The following is a 17187-nucleotide window of genomic DNA, read 5'->3' on the forward strand; positions in this document are numbered from 1 at the left end:
ATCGCGCTTGCCCTTTTTTATGCTTAATAATCAGAACGCTAGCTGTTTTATCCTATATAAAGAATGATCGCAGGCTACTTTTTGTTCTTATTATCCGGCCAGTCATCGTCGTCGTCCCATTGAGCATTATTATCTCGGTGTGGCGGTAACTCCGGCTTATTGCTCAAAAACTTCTTATGGTCGAGCCGACGCAGCTCTTTGATCCCATTCAAAATAATCCCTACCAGCAGGATCAGTACAATCCACCAGTAATCTGCTAACCATTGCATGGGCGCACTCCTTTGGTTGTCGATATGAAACGCGAGAATACCAGTGGTAAATGGCTGGCAAGCCACTCAATACCGGCAACGTCCTGTTGTTGCCAGGCTTCAAGCAGCAGTTCTGGCGTGAGTAAATGCTCAGCCTGGTCCGCCAATGGTCGGTAGCTTAAATGCCATGGCTCTACCGCTACGCCGCCGCTGTCTTCAACGAAGGGGCGATAGAAGCCAAAATTGGCCATATTGGCGCTAAGCCATTGGGTTAAAGAATAAAAATATCCGCCAGCTTCATATTCCCAAGGCTCTAACTGTAGTTTTTCCCCTTCGGGCAGCAGGGTCGGATCGTAAATATCCAAATCGCTGCCCCAGTGATGACGACTGGCACCCGGTAATGCTGACCAGCGCAGAATGGCCTCACAGCGTTCGCCCGCACTCATTCCTGAAATATCCAGCGGCTGGCTGTTGTGATCTAATACTGGCCGCTCACCGCGGAATTTACCATTCCAGATTGCTAATTGTCGTTCAAAATCCCGAAAGGTACTAGCGGGTTGCAGATTCAGACCAGCGTCTTTAGCCGCCTGCTGCATAGCGAGAAACGCTTTTACGGCCTGAGGTTGCAGACGGTGATTCCCACTGAGCGGAACCAGATGCTCACAGGTTTTGCCGGTCAGCATTTCCGGGGTCATCATGCGATCAATTGTTCCATAATGCGTTGATACATGCGGCTAAGTAACTGCAAATCAGCCGCGTTAACGCATTCATTTACTTTGTGAATAGTGGCGTTAACCGGGCCTAGTTCAACCACCTGTGCGCCCATCAGTGCGATAAAACGCCCATCGGAGGTGCCGCCGGTGGTCAATAGTTGAGGCGTCACCTCATTATACAACTCTACCGCGTTCACCACCGCATCCACTAAAGCTCCGCGTGCGGTCAGGAACGGCTGACCGGAAAGCACCCAATCGATGCTGTAATTGAGTTGATGGCGCTCCAGCAAAGCTTCGACACGCTGCCGGATGAGCGCATCGGTCAATTCGGTGCTGAAACGGAAGTTAAACTGAACGTAAAGTTCGCCTGGGATAACGTTGTTGCTGCCGGTTCCCGCTTGCACGTTGGCAATTTGCATACTGGTCGCCGGGAAGAATTCGTTGCCTTCATCCCATTGAGTGGTAACCAGTTCCTGCAATGCAGGCATCGCGCGATGCACCGGATTATCCGCCAGATGAGGATAAGCGACGTGACCTTGAACGCCATGAATACGCAGATTGGCGGTGATTGACCCGCGGCGGCCATTTTTCACCACGTCACCGACGCGTTCAGTGCTGGATGGTTCACCAACCAGACAATAGTCCAGCCGCTCGTTACGTGCCATCAGCGTGTTGACCACTTTCACCGTGCCGTTAATCGCCTTCGCTTCTTCATCGGAGGTGATCATAAAGGCCAGACGCCCTTTATGATTCGGATTAGCGGCGACGAAACGCTCAGCGGCCACTACCATTGCGGCGAGTGAACCTTTCATGTCGGCAGCACCACGGCCATAAAGCATACCGTCCCGAATGACCGGATCGAACGGCGGATTAGTCCAATGGCTTTCATCGCCGGTGGGCACCACATCGGTATGGCCGGCAAAAGCCAGGGTTTCGCCTTCACCGCGCCACGCCCAGAAATTTAGCGTATCGCCAAAATTCATCGGTTCGACGGTAAAACCAATCGCCTGTAGGCGCTGGATCATCATCTCCTGACAACCGGCATCTTCTGGGCTGAGAGAGGGGCGACGGATTAACTGTTGGGCAAGTTCAATAACGGGGCAGCTCATCTTAACGCACCTCTGCAAAAAACTGTTGATAGCTCTCAGGTTTGAAACCGAGCAAAATGCCGCCGTTTGCCGCTTCCAGCACCGGGCGTTTAATGATTGCCGGTTGTTCCAGCATTAGAGCCTTGGCGGTATGCGCATCGACCACGGCGGCGCGCTGCGCTTCATCCAGTTTACGCCAGGTGGTGCCGCGAGTATTCAGCAGGGATTCCCAGCCTAAATGTTCGATAAAACCTTGCAAAAGCGTATCGGTTAATCCGTCAACGCGGTAATCGTGAAACCTATAGGGAATCGCGTTGTCTTCCAGCCAGCGGCGGGCCTTTTTAATCGTGTCGCAATTTTTAATGCCATAGAGGCTAATTGGGGGATTTTCCGGGCTATCTGACATAAATAACAATGGCCTCTACAAAATTATGGGCAAATGAGTGCGGGTAAACCCAAAAGTTGTATGGAACCTCGGATTTAGGCTACATCACATAATGCGGCAAAATGCCCTGTGAATCCAGACGGCTATTGTCGTATTCCCTCAATGGGGTATTTCGCGCAGGTTGAGCCGGAGAGGGTTGCCATTTCAGTTTATGTCCTGATAACGTAGATCCTTATTTCGGTGCTTGTTTAGATAGGGATATTAATATGCAGGGAATATTACGCTTTTGTGTTTTTTTCGGATGTTGTATGACGATGTTTACAGCCAGTGCTGCCGGGCCAGATGGCGTATTTTCGCTGATTGATCAGCGTTTATCTTATATGAAAGATGTCGCGGGCTATAAGGCCGCCCATCATCTGCCTATTGAAGATTTAGCGCAGGAAAAACGGGTATTGCAGCAGGTGATGGATGAGGCTGAAAGAAAGGGGATTGATCCTGAATCGATTAAACCCTTCTTTATCGCTTCGATGGATGCGGCTAAGGCGATTCAATATCGTTATCGGGCCGAGTGGTTATCTAAACCGGCAAAGGGATGGGAACTACGCAGCCTAGATAAAATCCGGCCTGAAATCGCCAATTTAAGTAAGCAATTGATCGCAGAAATTTATTCGCTACTGGCTTCCGGTCAAACCATTGAACAGAGCGAACGGCCACGTTTTATGGATATCGTGCATCAGATGAATTTGAATGATAATGATAAAATGCGTTTATTCTCAACTCTACGGTTAATTAAACTGAGTCAGAAATAATGCAATTGCCACCCCGTTGCGGGTGGCGTTTCTTAGATTAGCCATTTATTCTCTGCATCAGCCAATCCGATCCAAGTCTGCTGCGTACTGTCGAATTGCCCGTTGATATAGGCTGATTTCTTTATGGTTAGAGGTTTCTGCCAGAAGCAATAGCAATGAGGCGACAGCGTCTTTGGTTTCGCCCAGATTATATAACGTCATGGCGCGAAATAGCGTTATCTCTTTGGCATCAGGGAATTGCGTTAATGCCTTTTCGAATACATCCAGCGATTCTTTATATAGACCCAGAGTACGGTAGGTACTGCCTAATCCCAGATAAACTGCCTGTAATTCTTCTGCGCCCAGATGGTTGTCAATGGCGGTCAGATAAAATGGAATCGCCTGCATTTCTAAACCCTGAACGTCGTACAACGAGGCAATTTTATGCAGCAGGCTACCGTTATGGGGATCTTCAACCAGTAATTTGAATGCCAAAGTCATGGCATCGTCATAACGGCCCAGTTTTTCCAGAGAATCTATGGTGTGTTTCATGGCATATGGCGCGTTAATGTGAGAATAACCCGCACGCTACTCTGTCGGGCTGAAACAGGCAAGCCTGCATGTGTAATAACCTGAGTTATTTCAATATCTCCGCCAACGAAATTATATCCTAAATGATTAGTCTATTATTTCGCCTTTATTTGTTCGAAAACTAATCGTATAATCACGGCGGTTATTAGAGAGGACATTATGGTTGATGTAGAGTTAAACACATGGAAAGAGTTTATCGAGTCAATGCTGAGTAAGGCATAATTCGATAAATGAGTAATAGCGGTTGATGCTATTTTGTATGACTTAGATTTACCCAGGGAGCGAGTGACTCGCTCGCAAAAAGGCAGGTTCTCAAAGAATCTGCCTTTTTTATTTGGGTCACGGCACGTTTGATATGAAAGCTATTTTAGATGTCGTCAATATTATTCACGTTATCCGATGAATAACTTATCAAATAACAATAACTTTTTAGTCGACATTAATAATGTGGTTTTCTCCGCTGAATGTATTACTTCCTCTATTTATTAGGAAATAATTTAGCAGGGGATTGTTAAGGAAAATTTAATATTGATTAATCATTCACTCATACAATATCGTTATTTTTTTCTGAAGATGTGGCGCCAATCAATTCACTGAAATAGTGAACGATTGGCGCAATCATTGTGAATGAATAAAGAATTAGTGCTCATCAGCCTGATTAGGCTGGCTCCCACGAATCGGCCTTCCCGGGAAACGACGGCGAACCAAAACAAAGAATAATGGCACGAAGAAGATGGCTAGAACCGTCGCTGAAATCATGCCGCCCATGACGCCGGTACCCACAGCGTGCTGGCTGCCAGAGCCTGCGCCCTGACTGATAGCCATAGGCAATACGCCGAAGATAAAGGCCAATGAAGTCATCAAAATAGGTCTGAGGCGTTGACGCGAGGCCTCCAGCGTGGCTTGAACCAGATCTTTGCCTTTGTTATTTAATTCATTGGCAAACTCGACTATTAAAATGGCGTTTTTGGCCGATAGCCCGATGATAGTCAACAATCCGACCTGGAAATACACATCGTTTTCCAGCCCGCGCATCCAGGTCGCCGCGACGGCACCAATCACCCCCAAAGGCACTACCAGCATAACGGAGAACGGAATAGACCAGCTCTCATACAGCGCTGCCAGACACAGGAACACCACTAATAACGAGATAGCGTAAAGCGCCGGAGCCTGTGAACCGGACAGGCGTTCCTGATAGGACATGCCTGTCCATTCCAGCCCGAAACCATTCGGTAACTGGCTCACCAGCTTTTCCATGATGTCCATTGCAGCACCGGTACTGACGCCTTGGGCGGCTTCCCCGACAATTTCCAGTGCGGAATAACCGTTGTAACGCTCGAGACGCGGCGAGCCAAATTCCCAGCGGGTAGTGGCAAAGGCAGAGAAAGGCACCATGCCGCCGCTATTATTCCGGACATACCACTTATTGATGTCTTCCGGCAGCATTCGAGCGGTAGCTTCCGCCTGAACGTAAACTTTCTTCACCCGTCCGCGGTCGACAAAGTCATTCACATAAGTTGAGCCCCAGGCGGTTTTCAGCGTGTTATTAATATCATCCAGCGATACGCCCAGTGCCTGAGCCTTGCGTTGATCGATATCGATTTGCAGCTGCGGGCTGTCGTCCAGACCGTTATGACGAACTCGCGTCAGCTCTGGCTGTTTGGCCGCTAGCTGTAACAGTTCATCCCGCGCGGCCATTAATTTATCGTGCCCCTGACCGCCGTGGTCCTGCAATTCCAGATCAAAGCCAGAGGAGTTGCCCAGACCTGAAATTGCTGAGGGACTACTGGCTGAAACCTTGGCTTCAGTAATTTTGTTAAAAGCCTGGGTTGCCCGCTCAATAATGGCAAAAGAAGAATCCTGACTGTTGGATCGCTGATCCCAGCTTTTCAAACGGACAAACAGGCGAGCAACGTTTTGCCCGTTACCGCCGGGGCCTGAACCCACGGTAGAAAACACCGATAGCACGTTATTTTTTTCTTCCGTCAGGAGGTAATTCTCCACTTTTTCCACTACTTTCAGCGTTTGTTGCTGAGTGGAACCGACGGGTAACTGAACCTGAGCCATAAATACGCCGCGGTCTTCCTGCGGTAAAAACGAAGTCGGTAACTTGAGGAATAAAAACGCCAGGCCGCCGAGTAAGAGTAAATAAACCAGGATATAGCGCAGGCTATGATGTAAAACCCGAGCGACGCCGTTTTCATAGCGTTTCGCATTGCGGTCAAACATACGGTTAAACCAGCCAAAGAATCCACGTTTACCGTGATGATGCCCGGCTACGACCGGTTTGAGTAAGGTGGCGCACAGCGCTGGCGTCAGGATGAGAGCGACTAAAACCGACAGAACCATGGCAGAAACGATAGTAATAGAGAACTGACGGTAAATCGCGCCGGTCGTGCCGCCAAAGAAGGCCATAGGGATAAATACCGCTGAAAGCACCAGTGCGATACCGACTAACGCCCCTTGTATCTGCCCCATAGATTTCCGTGTGGCTTCTCTTGGTGGCAATCCTTCTTCGCTCATGACGCGTTCGACGTTTTCCACCACCACGATGGCGTCATCTACCAACAGCCCAATGGCTAATACCACGGCAAAAAGGGTGAGGGTGTTAATGCTAAACCCGAAAGCCGACAAAATGGCGAACGTCCCCAATAACACTACCGGAACGGCGATGGTCGGAATTAAAGTAGCACGGAAATTTTGTAAAAACAGATACATAACCAGAAACACCAATAGCACCGCTTCAACCAGGGTTTTGACTACGTCTTTGATTGAGGCTTGTACGAAAGGGGTAGTTTCGTAAGCGATTTTGGCTTCCAGCCCGTGGGGGAAGAACGGAGCCAGTTCGGCAATACGCGCTTTCACGAGCTTATCGGTTTGTAATTCATTGGCACCAGAGGCCAGTTTGATACCCATTCCTGACGCGGGCTGCCCGTTAAACCGGCTGAGATAATCATATTTCTCTGCACCCAGCTCAACTTTTGCGACATCGCCTAAGGTCACCAATGAGCCGTCTTGATTCACCCGTAGGGTAATTTCACGGAACTGTTCTGGGGTTTGCAATTGGGATTGAGCGTTCATGGTGGCATTCAGTGCTTGATTATCCACCGAAGGCGTACCGCCAAGCTGCCCGACGGCAATCTGACTGTTCTGGGATTTGATGGCATCCACGACATCCTGAGTGGTTAATCGGTAGTTAGTTAGCTTGGAAGGATCGAGCCAAATGCGCATAGCATATTGGGAACCAAAGGCATCCACGCTGCCGACGCCTTCAATACGGCTGATTGGATCTTGCAGGTTACTGGCCACATAATCGGCAATATCCTGTTTATCCATGCTGCCGTCGGTAGAGACAAACGCGAGCATCATCAGGGTATTATCACCAGATTTAGAGACGTTAACCCCTTGTTGCTGGACATCCTGCGGTAACTTTTTAACCGCAGACTGTAACTGGTTCTGCACCTGCTGCATGGCTTCATTTGGATCGGTGCCGGCCTGGAAAGTCAGCGTGACGCTGGCACTCCCGGCATTACTGCTCTGGGAGGACATATACAGCAGGTTGTCCAGGCCTGTCATGCTCTGTTCGATTACCTGAGTGACGGTGTTTTCGAGCGTTTGAGCCGACGCACCCGGATAACTGGCAGAAATCCGCACATTTGGCGGAGCCAGATTAGGATACTGTTCGACGGGTAAAGAGAAAATGGCCAACATCCCGGTCAGGCAGAGAATTATCGCTAACACCCATGCAAAAATGGGGCGATCGATGAAGAAATTTGCCATGTAGCGGGAACCTCGTTAAGCGTGACCTTATCACTGGAATAGGAAAAATATTACTTTTGTGAATCTGTCGCTACTTTACGTGTGAATCAGTGATGAAACGTGGAGAAAAAAAGGAGATAGTGTAAAAAAACACAAGGTCGCTTTTTTTTGCTGCCTTATTGCTCATAACTCGCGATATCCAGAGGTTATTTCTCATCGCGCAGATTGATGTCCGGCGGTTTGGCGTCGAACAGCAATGTCGCCTGAGAACGTCCTTGAACCAAAATAGTATCTTTAAACAGGATATAACTATGGAACTCAATCCGGTATTCGCCCGGCGACTTTATCTGTGCTGGTTACTTAGTGTAAGTGATAAGCCCAATGTGCCGCGATTAATGGCGTTAACCGGCTGGCCGCGGCGCACCTTGCAGGACGTGTTGAAAGCCTTGCCGGGGCTGGGCGTCACTTTAACCTTTGTTCAGGACGGGATAAGAAATAATGACGGTTTTTACTGCCTGGAAAGCTGGGGGCCGCTGAATAAAAAGTGGGTGCTGGAGCACCATAAAGTCATTTTAGCGGCCATAGAGTAGCCCCGGTTGACCGGGGTTAGTCTCAGTGGCGCTTGTTTTCCAGATACAAAATGGTGGCGGCGACCCGTGAACGCACATTCAGTTTACGTAACAGGTTACGAATATGAACTTTCACCGTTTCTTCGGAAATATGTAGCTCGAAAGCTACCTGTTTATTGGACATGCCGCGCGCAACTTCCTGAAGAACATCCAATTCACGCTCGGTTAGTTCTGCAAAGGGATTAATCTGTTCGTGGCGAGAGGAGAGATACTCTTGCACTTCTTCGCTGAACACGCTTTCTCCCTGAGCGGCCTGCCGCAAATGCTCCAGCAGAATTTCTGGCTCGCTGTCTTTTAACAGGTATCCGTCGGCGCCGGCGTCAATCATGGCGTACACGTCGCTGCGGGCGTCCGAAACGGTTAATACGATAATTCTGGCGCCAATGCCGTCGTTACGTAACGCTTTCAGCGTGTCTAAGCCGTTCATTCCCTTCATATTCAAATCGAGCAAAATAACGTCGGGTAGAGTTTGACTGGCCAATTCCAATGCTTCTTCGCCGTTATTGGCTTCGGCGACTACGGTAAATGCCGTTTCCAGTTCTAACAGCTGCCTGATGCCGCGACGCATTAACGGATGGTCGTCAACAATCATAATGGTGTGATTTGTCGTCATGATAGGTAATGCTCCCTGTAGCCAGTAAAACGTACCGCAACAGGCAAGGTTATGCCGATTCCGGTAGCAAGATTATGGTGGAATTACGTGGTGATAGCCGAAAAACCTTTAGCCAACCTAAAGTGGATTCTTTTTATTGCGTAACCTGGAACCCATTACGCTCCGTTAAAACGGTACGATCCGCTATTTATTGTACCGCAACCGCCCTGAATATTATAAACCTGTTCTGCTTTAATTCATGATTTCTGTCTATATAACACGGTAAAACGGTTATTAGGTGATTAATTTTATATGCATACAGTTATGCGAATTATTTAATAAATAAGATCACCTTGATTATTCTATTTGATAAATAAAATAATCATGAAAATACTGATCGTGCTCATCTTGGCTTAATCTTGATTCAGCCGTTAGTTAAATCGTTATGTAAAAATATAAATAACGCAAATCGGTTAAAGCAGGAGGGAAAGGACAAATAACGCTGGAAATAATTGATCTGGCGCAATCTTTCCCTCTGATTAACTCTAAAGGGTAATTATGTTTTTACCAATAATTGGGTATCTACTGTTACCAAACTAGGGAAACCATTTAGTGGTAATACGAATAATAATAATTATCACCATTTTGATTTTCCGGCCAGAGCAGCCGGGTCCTATTTGCTAAACCACATAATAATCTGGAAGCAATTAGGTATTTAAATAAATGGCAAGCAGTGTTGCCAGCAATGTCAAGGGTATCAGTATGGCCGATTTGTCCCGACGCCGATTGCTTTCAGGGCATTGGCGGCGCAATGCTGACCATTCGTCTTCCGTTATCCGGCCGCCCTGGTCGGTTGCCGAAGCTGAGTTCACGGCTGGCTGCACGCGCTGCCACGCTTGTATCCACGCCTGCGAAACCGGAGTGCTTATTGCCGGCCGCGGGGGGTTCCCCGAGATAGATTTCCAACGTGCCGAATGTACTTTTTGTACTCATTGCGTAACCGCCTGCGAGGCACCGGTTTTTACCTCGCCGGATCGCGAACCGTGGCAGTTGAAAGCCACATTCTCGGCAAGTTGTCTGCCTTTTAAAGGCATCGAATGCCGTAGCTGTCAGGATAGCTGCGAAAGCCGGGCGATCGGATTCCGCCCGCGTTTAAACGGCATTGCCCAACCAGAATTAGAGATCGACGCCTGCAACGGATGCGGAGCCTGTGTGCCCGGATGTCCGGTACAGGCCGTGACTCTTACCCGGAGCGAAGATGGAAGATAAAGAATGGCATGTTTGCGGTCTGGTGGTGCAAGCCAAACCGGAACGCATTCCCCGGTTAATCGACGAGTTACTCGCGATTCCGGGAACAGAAATACCCACCAGTGACGCCCAACAGGGAAAACTGGTGGTGGTTATGCAGGCAGCGCGCTCAGACGTGCTCCTGAGACAAATTGAGTCAGCGCGTAATTTGACCGGCGTGCTGGTTGTGTCGCTGGTATATCACCAGCAGGATGAGCAAGGTGAGGAACAACCATGAAACTCAGTCGTCGGGACTTCATGAAAGCCAATGCCGCAGTGGCCGCCGCCGCCGCTGCGGGGATGACCATACCCACCGTGGCCAAAGCCGTGGTGGGTGGTGCAGATACGATTAAATGGGACAAAGCACCTTGCCGATTCTGTGGTACCGGCTGCGGTGTACTGGTGGGGACGCAAAATGGCCGTATCGTGGCGTCGCAGGGCGATCCGGATTCACCCGTCAACCGTGGGCTGAACTGTATTAAAGGGTATTTCCTGCCGAAAATCATGTACGGCAAAGACCGTTTGACCCAGCCGCTGCTGCGTATGAAAGATGGCCAGTACGATAAAGAAGGCGAGTTTACTCCGGTAAGCTGGGAAAAAGCCTTCGATATCATGGAGCTAAAATTTAAAAATGCGCTGAAAGAAAAAGGCCCTACCGCCGTGGGAATGTTCGGCTCCGGCCAGTGGACAATCTGGGAAGGCTACGCCGCGTCTAAGTTAATGAAAGCCGGTTTCCGCTCGAATAACCTCGATCCTAACGCTCGTCACTGCATGGCATCGTCCGTAGTGGGTTTTATGCGTACTTTTGGTATGGATGAGCCAATGGGGTGCTATGACGACATTGAGCAGGCCGATGCATTCGTGCTGTGGGGCTCGAATATGGCGGAAATGCACCCCATTCTGTGGTCGCGGATGACTAGCCGTCGTTTAACCGATCCTAATGTTAAAATTGCCGTCCTTTCGACCTTCGAACATCGTAGCTTTGAGCTGGCTGACAATCCGATTGTCTTCACGCCTCAAACCGATCTGGTGATGATGAATTACATTGCCAATTATATTATTCAAAATAACGCGGTAGATCAGGATTTCCTCGATCGTCACGTTAATTTCCGTCGCGGTGCCACCGATATCGGCTACGGTTTACGTCCGACTCATCCACTGGAAAAAGCGGCGAAAAATCCAGGCAGCGACGCGTCGGAGCCGATGAGTTTTGAAGACTTCAAAGCCTTCGTGGCGGAATATACGCTGGAAAAAACCTCTAAAATGAGCGGCGTGCCGGAAGATCAACTGGAAGCGCTGGCGCAGCTGTATGCCAGTCCAAAAGTGAAAGTGGTTTCCTACTGGACCATGGGCTTTAACCAGCATACCCGTGGCGTGTGGGCGAATAACATGTGCTACAACCTGCACCTGTTAACCGGGAAAATCTCCAAGCCGGGCTGCGGGCCGTTCTCTCTCACCGGCCAGCCTTCCGCCTGCGGCACTGCTCGTGAAGTGGGCACTTTCTCTCACCGTTTACCGGCCGACATGGTGGTGACCAACGAGAAACATCGCCAAATTGCTGAAACCAAGTGGCAACTGCCAGCCGGTACGATCCCAGAGAAAGTCGGTTTGCACGCCGTGGCTCAGGATCGCGCGCTGAAAGACGGCACTCTTAATGCGTATTGGGTGATGTGTAATAACAATATGCAGGCCGGGCCGAATATCAACGAAGAACGTATGCCGGGCTGGCGTGATCCACGTAACTTTATCGTGGTTTCCGATCCTTATCCGACCATCAGCGCGCTGGCCGCAGACCTGATTTTGCCGACGTCAATGTGGGTAGAAAAAGAGGGCGCATACGGTAACGCTGAGCGTCGTACCCAGTTCTGGCGCCAGCAGGTGCCATCACCGGGTGAGGCCAAATCCGACCTGTGGCAAATGGTTGAGTTTTCCAAACGTTTCAAAGTGGAAGAAGTATGGCCTGCTCAATTGTTGGATCAGAAACCGGAGTATCGCGGTAAAACGCTGTTTGACGTGCTGTACGCCAACAACGTGGTGAATAAATTCCCATTAAGCGAAATTCCGGCTGATCAGTTGAACGATGAAGCGCGTGATTTTGGTTTCTATATCCAGAAAGGGCTGTTCGAAGAGTATGCCGATTTTGGTCGCGGCCACGGTCACGATTTGGCACCTTTCGATCGCTATCATCAGGAGCGAGGTCTGCGCTGGCCGGTGGTGGACGGCAAGGAAACCCTGTGGCGCTACCGGGAAGGTTTCGATCCTTTCGTAAAAGCCGGAGAAAGCGTGCGCTTCTACGGTAAACCTGATGGCAAAGCGGTGATTTTTGCGCTGCCTTATGAGCCAGCGGCAGAAAGTCCTGATGAAGAATATAACCTGTGGCTGTCAACGGGTCGCGTGCTGGAGCACTGGCACACCGGTTCTATGACGCGTCGGGTTCCGGAGCTGCATCGTGCTTTCCCTGAAGCGGTGCTGTTTATTCACCCGCTGGATGCGCGAGCGCGGGATCTACGCCGAGGGGACAAAGTGAAAGTCATTTCCCGACGTGGTGAAGTGATTTCTCTGGTGGAAACCCGTGGCCGTAACCGTCCGCCGCAAGGATTGGTGTTTATGCCGTTCTTCGATGCGGCGCAGTTGGTCAATAACCTGACCTTGGATGCCACCGATCCGTTATCCAAAGAAACCGACTTTAAAAAATGCGCGGTGAAATTGGAAAAGGTTTAACCCTGATACCCAGCCTGCTGTCGGAGCCGTTTTAAGGCACGCAGGCCGATTTAGGGAAAGATGAAGTGTCTTTCGGGAGCCAAATAATGAACAACAAAATGTTTAAGTCGTTTAGCCGCTGGTTGGTGCTAGTGGCACTGATTTTGGGCGGAGCGGCTTATGCCGCCAGCAATGTCGAAATGGATTTGAGCCAATCGCCGGAGGTGTCCGGAACTCAGGAAGGCAAGGTAAAAATGCCTAAACAACAACAGCGTATGGCGCTGAACTATGTTAACCAACCACCGATGATTCCTCACAGCGTGGAGGGTTATCAGGTCAGCAAAAACACCAATCGCTGCTTACAATGTCACGGCGTGGAACATTATCGCACCACCGGTGCACCGCGCGTCAGTCCGACCCACTTTATCGATCGTGATGGAAAAGTATCGAGCGAAGTTTCGCCGCGTCGATATTTCTGCCTGCAATGCCATGTGCCGCAAACGGACGCGGCGCCCATTGTAGAAAACACCTTCCAGCCTGCACCGGGCTTTGGTAAATAACCGAGGTAGTTATGACAGAGGAAAAAAAACCGGGTGTGATCCGGCGGTTATGGCAGTGGTGGCGCAGGCCGAGCCGATTGGCGCTAGGGACGTTACTGCTGATCGGTTTTGTTGCTGGGATTATTTTCTGGGGTGGTTTCAACACCGGAATGGAAATGGCTAACACCGAAAAGTTCTGTATCAGTTGTCATGAAATGAAAGACAACGTGTACCAGGAATATTTGGGCACTATTCACTACAGTAACCGCAGCGGCGTCAGAGCCACTTGTCCGGATTGCCACGTTCCGCACGAATGGGGCCCGAAAATGTTGCGTAAAATCAAAGCCAGTAAAGAACTGTACGCGAAAACCTTTGGTTTGATTGATACGCCGCAGAAATTTGAGGCGCACCGGCTGACGATGGCGCAGAGTGAATGGGCGCGTATGAAAGCCAATAATTCGCAAGAATGTCGAAACTGTCATAACTTCGACAATATGGATTTCACCGCGCAGAAAACCGTGGCGGCCAAAATGCATAATAGCGCGATTACCGAAGGCAAAACCTGCGTAGATTGCCATAAAGGTATTGCCCATAAACTACCGGATATGCGGGAAATTCCTAACGGCTTTTAATTCCCTCCTCGTATCTGAGTGCTGTATTTTTCAACACCTCGCTGGCTTTTGCTGACGAGGTGTTTTTTTATTGCAAAGTTATCTCCACTAGCGTTAGCTAGCGCCAGGAAAAAAAACTTCAATTACATGATACGGACTGAATATATGTCAGCAAAAATCGAGAATATCCAACGCACGTTATTATCTGATAATTGGTATGTGCTGAATAAATATTCTTACGACTTAAAAAGAAAAAACGGTGAGTTAGTCCATCAGGAGCGTGAAGTCTACGACCGAGGCAACGGTGCCACTATCTTGTTATATAACCGCGCCAAAGGAACCGTAATATTAATCAACCAATTTCGTATGCCTACATATGTTAACGGCAATGAAAGCGGCATGTTATTAGAAGCCTGCGCTGGTCTGTTGGATGCGGATACTCCGGAAGACTGTATTCGCAGGGAAGCGATAGAAGAAACCGGTTTTGAAATTGGCGAAGTGGAAAAACTATTTGCTGCGTATATGTCACCCGGCGGCGTCACCGAACTGGTGCATTTCTTTGCTGCGGAATATCTGCCGGAACAGCGTATTTATGCCGGTGGCGGTATTGATGACGAAGATATAGAGGTTCTGGAAATTCCCTTCAAAGAAGCGCTGGCGATGATTGCCGATGGTCGCATCAAAGACGGCAAAACCATCATGCTGCTACAGCATGCGCAGATTAAGGGCTGGTTTGAATGACCGAGGCACTTTTCAACAAATTCATCTTATGTAAGTAACTAAAGCGTAAAATGTTGCGAAGAGTTTGGGCTGCTTCATGGTTTAGGCCTATTGACTCACTATACTGGTTCTGTTCCTGATTTTACCTCTCAACATATAAAAGCAAAAGGGATCCTATAATGGACGAACAGTTGAAACAAAGTGCCCTGGATTTTCACCAATATCCCACTCCGGGTAAAATCCAGGTCTCGCCAACCAAGCCGCTGGCCACGCAACGAGATCTGGCGCTGGCGTATTCTCCTGGCGTAGCGGCACCTTGTCTGGAGATTGCGGCCGACCCTTTGGCTGCCTATAAATATACTGCGCGCGGCAATTTGGTTGCGGTGATTTCTAACGGCACTGCGGTGCTGGGGCTAGGTAATATTGGCGCTTTAGCCGGAAAACCGGTTATGGAAGGCAAGGGCGTTCTGTTTAAAAAATTCTCAGGTATTGATGTTTTTGATATTGAAGTTGACGAGCATAATCCCGATAAGTTGATCGACATTATCGCCTCACTGGAACCGACCTTCGGCGGTATTAATCTGGAAGATATTAAAGCGCCAGAGTGCTTCTATATTGAACAAAAACTGCGCGAACGGATGAACATTCCGGTATTCCACGACGATCAGCACGGCACTGCGATTATTTGTACTGCAGCTGTTCTGAACGGTCTGCGCGTAGTTGAGAAAGATATTTCTGATGTTAGGCTGGTGGTTTCCGGGGCAGGGGCTGCATCCATTGCCTGTCTGAATCTGCTGGTTGCACTGGGGCTGAAACGTCACAATATTACGGTTTGCGACTCAAAAGGCGTTATTTATCAAGGTCGCGAACCCAATATGGAGGCGACCAAAGCCGCGTATGCCATTACGGATAACGGCCAGCGTACTTTGGGAGATGCCATTCCAAACGCCGATATTTTCCTTGGCTGCTCCGGCCCCGGCGTATTGACGCAGGACATGGTCAAAACCATGGCCCCTAATCCGTTGATTATGGCGCTCGCGAATCCAGAGCCGGAAATTTTACCGCCGCTGGCGAAAGCCGTGCGTCCTGATGCGATAATCTGTACCGGCCGTTCGGATTATCCGAATCAGGTGAATAACGTTCTGTGTTTCCCGTTCATCTTCCGCGGCGCACTGGATGTGGGTGCCACAGCCATTAACGAAGAGATGAAGCTGGCCTGCGTTCACGCTATTGCCGATCTGGCTCTGGCGGAACAAAACGACATAGTGGCTTCAGCCTACGGCGAACAAGACCTGTCCTTCGGCCCTGAATACATTATTCCTAAGCCTTTTGACCCACGCCTGATCGTCAAAATCGCCCCTGCGGTAGCCAAAGCGGCCATGGACTCTGGCGTAGCCACGCGTCCAATCGAAAATTTCGATGCTTACGTCGAGAAACTTTCAGAATTCGTCTACAAAACCAACCTGTTTATGAAGCCGATCTTCTCTCAGGCTAGAAAAGAGCTGAAACGAGTAGTCCTGACAGAAGGGGAAGAAGAAAGAGTATTGCATGCGACTCAAGAGCTTGTTTCTCAAGGGCTCGCATTCCCTATTCTGATTGGTCGGCCAAGCGTTATTGATATGCGACTGAAGAAACTGGGGCTGCAAATCGTTGCGGGTAAAGACTTTGAAGTGGTGAATAACGAATCCGATCCTCGCTTTAATGAATACTGGCAAGAGTACTACCAGATCATGAAACGCCGGGGTGTTTCTCAGGAGCAGGCGCGTCGTGCCGTGATTAGCAATACGACGGTGATCGGTTCTATTATGCTGCACCGCGGCGAAGCCGATGCCATGATTTGCGGCACCATCGGCAATTATCATGAGCACTATTCGGTGGTGGAGAAAGTCTTCGGTTTCCGTGATGGCGTACACGTGGCTGGCGCGATGAACGCCTTGTTGTTGCCAACCGGTAATACTTTTATCGCTGATACCTATGTTAATGACGATCCAACCCCGGAAGAACTGGCTGAAATTACTTTGATGGCGGCAGAAACCGTGCGTCGTTTCGGTATTGAGCCAAAAGTAGCGCTGGTTTCTCATTCTAGTTTCGGTACTGCGGATTGCCCATCAGCCCGTAAAATGCGTCGTACTCTGGAATTGGTCAACCAAATGGCACCGCAGTTGGAAATTGACGGCGAAATGCACGGCGATGCGGCTTTGGTGGAAAGTATTCGCCATGACCTGATGCCGGACAGTCCGTTGAAAGGTGCGGCTAATGTGTTGATTATGCCGAATATGGAAGCAGCGCGTATCAGCTACAACCTATTGCGCGTGACCTCATCTGAGGGCGTAACCGTTGGTCCGGTATTGATGGGCGTGGCGAAACCGGTGCATATTTTAACGCCGATCGCGTCAGTACGTCGTATTGTGAACATGGTGGCACTGGCGGTCGTCGAGGCACAAACTGAGTTGCTGTAATACTTAATCACGTTGTTGAAAATCAGAGCCTTTGTCTATCGAGACAGAGGCTTTTTTATCGATTTTATTTTTCCACAT

General features: G+C 49.4%; 16 protein-coding genes. 9 read left to right on the top strand and 7 right to left on the bottom strand.

Annotation, left to right across the window (positions count from 1 at the left end; genetic code table 11):
* Positions 1-74: 74 nt before the first annotated feature.
* From PL78_RS15835 to PL78_RS15850, 4 genes are read right to left on the bottom strand one after another with little or no spacing between them, the layout of a single operon-like run.
* Positions 75-269, bottom strand: coding sequence for a YpfN family protein (locus tag PL78_RS15835; RefSeq protein ID WP_064516962.1), 195 nt, complete (start codon positions 267-269; stop codon positions 75-77).
* Positions 257-931 (bottom strand): M15 family metallopeptidase, encoded by a 675-nt coding sequence (locus tag PL78_RS15840; RefSeq protein ID WP_064518487.1) that lies wholly within the window; start codon positions 929-931, stop codon positions 257-259. Before PL78_RS15840 ends, PL78_RS15835 begins: the two co-directional genes overlap by 13 nt.
* Positions 932-942: 11 nt before the next feature.
* Positions 943-2070, bottom strand: a complete 1128-nt coding sequence (gene dapE / locus PL78_RS15845; RefSeq protein ID WP_064516964.1) for a succinyl-diaminopimelate desuccinylase — start codon at positions 2068-2070, stop codon at positions 943-945.
* Between the two features lies 1 nt (position 2071).
* Positions 2072-2455 (bottom strand): ArsC family reductase, encoded by a 384-nt coding sequence (locus PL78_RS15850; protein WP_064516966.1) that lies wholly within the window; start codon positions 2453-2455, stop codon positions 2072-2074.
* Between the two features lie 287 nt (positions 2456-2742).
* Between PL78_RS15850 and PL78_RS15855 the strand changes: the two genes are divergently transcribed.
* Complete coding sequence (locus tag PL78_RS15855) at positions 2743-3243, top strand: chorismate mutase (protein ID WP_235600982.1); 501 nt, start codon at positions 2743-2745, stop codon at positions 3241-3243.
* Positions 3244-3300: 57 nt separating this feature from the next.
* Here PL78_RS15855 and PL78_RS15860 read toward each other — a convergent pair whose 3' ends face one another.
* A complete protein-coding gene (locus tag PL78_RS15860) occupies positions 3301-3774 on the bottom strand; it encodes a tetratricopeptide repeat protein (RefSeq protein ID WP_064516970.1) in 474 nt (157 codons plus the stop codon).
* A 678-nt stretch (positions 3775-4452) separates the two neighbouring features.
* Positions 4453-7593, bottom strand: a complete 3141-nt coding sequence (gene acrD, locus PL78_RS15865; protein ID WP_064516972.1) for a multidrug efflux RND transporter permease AcrD — start codon at positions 7591-7593, stop codon at positions 4453-4455.
* A 290-nt stretch (positions 7594-7883) separates the two neighbouring features.
* Here acrD and PL78_RS15870 point away from each other — a divergent pair, with 290 nt between their 5' ends.
* Positions 7884-8162, top strand: coding sequence for a winged helix-turn-helix domain-containing protein (locus tag PL78_RS15870; protein ID WP_064516974.1), 279 nt, complete (start codon positions 7884-7886; stop codon positions 8160-8162).
* 22 nt (positions 8163-8184) lie between these two features.
* Here the strand turns inward: PL78_RS15870 and narL are convergent, their stop codons facing one another.
* Positions 8185-8814 (bottom strand): two-component system response regulator NarL, encoded by a 630-nt coding sequence (narL, locus tag PL78_RS15875; protein WP_064516976.1) that lies wholly within the window; start codon positions 8812-8814, stop codon positions 8185-8187.
* A gap of 741 nt (positions 8815-9555) precedes the next feature.
* On the opposite strand from narL, the gene napF reads away from it, so the two are divergent.
* The 7 genes from napF to maeB all read left to right on the top strand — a co-directional run bounded on the left by napF (position 9556) and on the right by maeB (position 17109).
* The gene (gene napF, locus PL78_RS15885) at positions 9556-10062 is read left to right on the top strand and encodes a ferredoxin-type protein NapF (protein WP_064518489.1); all 507 of its coding nucleotides are present in this window, start codon (positions 9556-9558) and stop codon (positions 10060-10062) included.
* Complete coding sequence (gene napD, locus PL78_RS15890; RefSeq protein ID WP_064516979.1) at positions 10052-10318, top strand: chaperone NapD; 267 nt, start codon at positions 10052-10054, stop codon at positions 10316-10318. The genes napF and napD overlap by 11 nt, the downstream gene beginning before the upstream one ends.
* Positions 10315-12801: a nitrate reductase catalytic subunit NapA gene (gene napA / locus PL78_RS15895; RefSeq protein ID WP_064516982.1), complete on the top strand. Its 2487-nt coding sequence runs from the start codon at positions 10315-10317 to the stop codon at positions 12799-12801. The genes napD and napA overlap by 4 nt, the downstream gene beginning before the upstream one ends.
* 86 nt (positions 12802-12887) lie before the next feature.
* The gene (gene napB / locus PL78_RS15900) at positions 12888-13340 is read left to right on the top strand and encodes a nitrate reductase cytochrome c-type subunit (RefSeq protein WP_064516984.1); all 453 of its coding nucleotides are present in this window, start codon (positions 12888-12890) and stop codon (positions 13338-13340) included.
* An 11-nt stretch (positions 13341-13351) separates the two neighbouring features.
* Entirely contained in the window at positions 13352-13951 is a 600-nt protein-coding gene (gene napC, locus PL78_RS15905) for a cytochrome c-type protein NapC (RefSeq protein WP_064516986.1), read from the top strand.
* Positions 13952-14095: 144 nt separating this feature from the next.
* Entirely contained in the window at positions 14096-14671 is a 576-nt protein-coding gene (gene nudK / locus PL78_RS15910; RefSeq protein ID WP_064516988.1) for a GDP-mannose pyrophosphatase NudK, read from the top strand.
* Between the two features lie 158 nt (positions 14672-14829).
* A complete protein-coding gene (gene maeB / locus PL78_RS15915; protein ID WP_064516990.1) occupies positions 14830-17109 on the top strand; it encodes an NADP-dependent oxaloacetate-decarboxylating malate dehydrogenase in 2280 nt (759 codons plus the stop codon).
* Positions 17110-17187: the final 78 nt, after the last annotated feature.

This window comes from Yersinia entomophaga, from assembly GCF_001656035.1.
Classification (GTDB): domain Bacteria; phylum Pseudomonadota; class Gammaproteobacteria; order Enterobacterales; family Enterobacteriaceae; genus Yersinia; species Yersinia entomophaga.

Coding starts and splice junctions, on each gene's coding strand:
- PL78_RS15835 (WP_064516962.1), bottom strand. CDS start 269: ATGCAATGGTTAGCAGATTACTGGTGGATTGTACTGATCCTGCTGGTA.
- PL78_RS15840 (WP_064518487.1), bottom strand. CDS start 931: ATGCTGACCGGCAAAACCTGTGAGCATCTGGTTCCGCTCAGTGGGAAT.
- dapE (WP_064516964.1), bottom strand. CDS start 2,070: ATGAGCTGCCCCGTTATTGAACTTGCCCAACAGTTAATCCGTCGCCCC.
- PL78_RS15850 (WP_064516966.1), bottom strand. CDS start 2,455: ATGTCAGATAGCCCGGAAAATCCCCCAATTAGCCTCTATGGCATTAAA.
- PL78_RS15855 (WP_235600982.1), top strand. CDS start 2,743: ATGACGATGTTTACAGCCAGTGCTGCCGGGCCAGATGGCGTATTTTCG.
- PL78_RS15860 (WP_064516970.1), bottom strand. CDS start 3,774: ATGAAACACACCATAGATTCTCTGGAAAAACTGGGCCGTTATGACGAT.
- acrD (WP_064516972.1), bottom strand. CDS start 7,593: ATGGCAAATTTCTTCATCGATCGCCCCATTTTTGCATGGGTGTTAGCG.
- PL78_RS15870 (WP_064516974.1), top strand. CDS start 7,884: ATGGAACTCAATCCGGTATTCGCCCGGCGACTTTATCTGTGCTGGTTA.
- narL (WP_064516976.1), bottom strand. CDS start 8,814: ATGACGACAAATCACACCATTATGATTGTTGACGACCATCCGTTAATG.
- napF (WP_064518489.1), top strand. CDS start 9,556: ATGGCCGATTTGTCCCGACGCCGATTGCTTTCAGGGCATTGGCGGCGC.
- napD (WP_064516979.1), top strand. CDS start 10,052: ATGGAAGATAAAGAATGGCATGTTTGCGGTCTGGTGGTGCAAGCCAAA.
- napA (WP_064516982.1), top strand. CDS start 10,315: ATGAAACTCAGTCGTCGGGACTTCATGAAAGCCAATGCCGCAGTGGCC.
- napB (WP_064516984.1), top strand. CDS start 12,888: ATGAACAACAAAATGTTTAAGTCGTTTAGCCGCTGGTTGGTGCTAGTG.
- napC (WP_064516986.1), top strand. CDS start 13,352: ATGACAGAGGAAAAAAAACCGGGTGTGATCCGGCGGTTATGGCAGTGG.
- nudK (WP_064516988.1), top strand. CDS start 14,096: ATGTCAGCAAAAATCGAGAATATCCAACGCACGTTATTATCTGATAAT.
- maeB (WP_064516990.1), top strand. CDS start 14,830: ATGGACGAACAGTTGAAACAAAGTGCCCTGGATTTTCACCAATATCCC.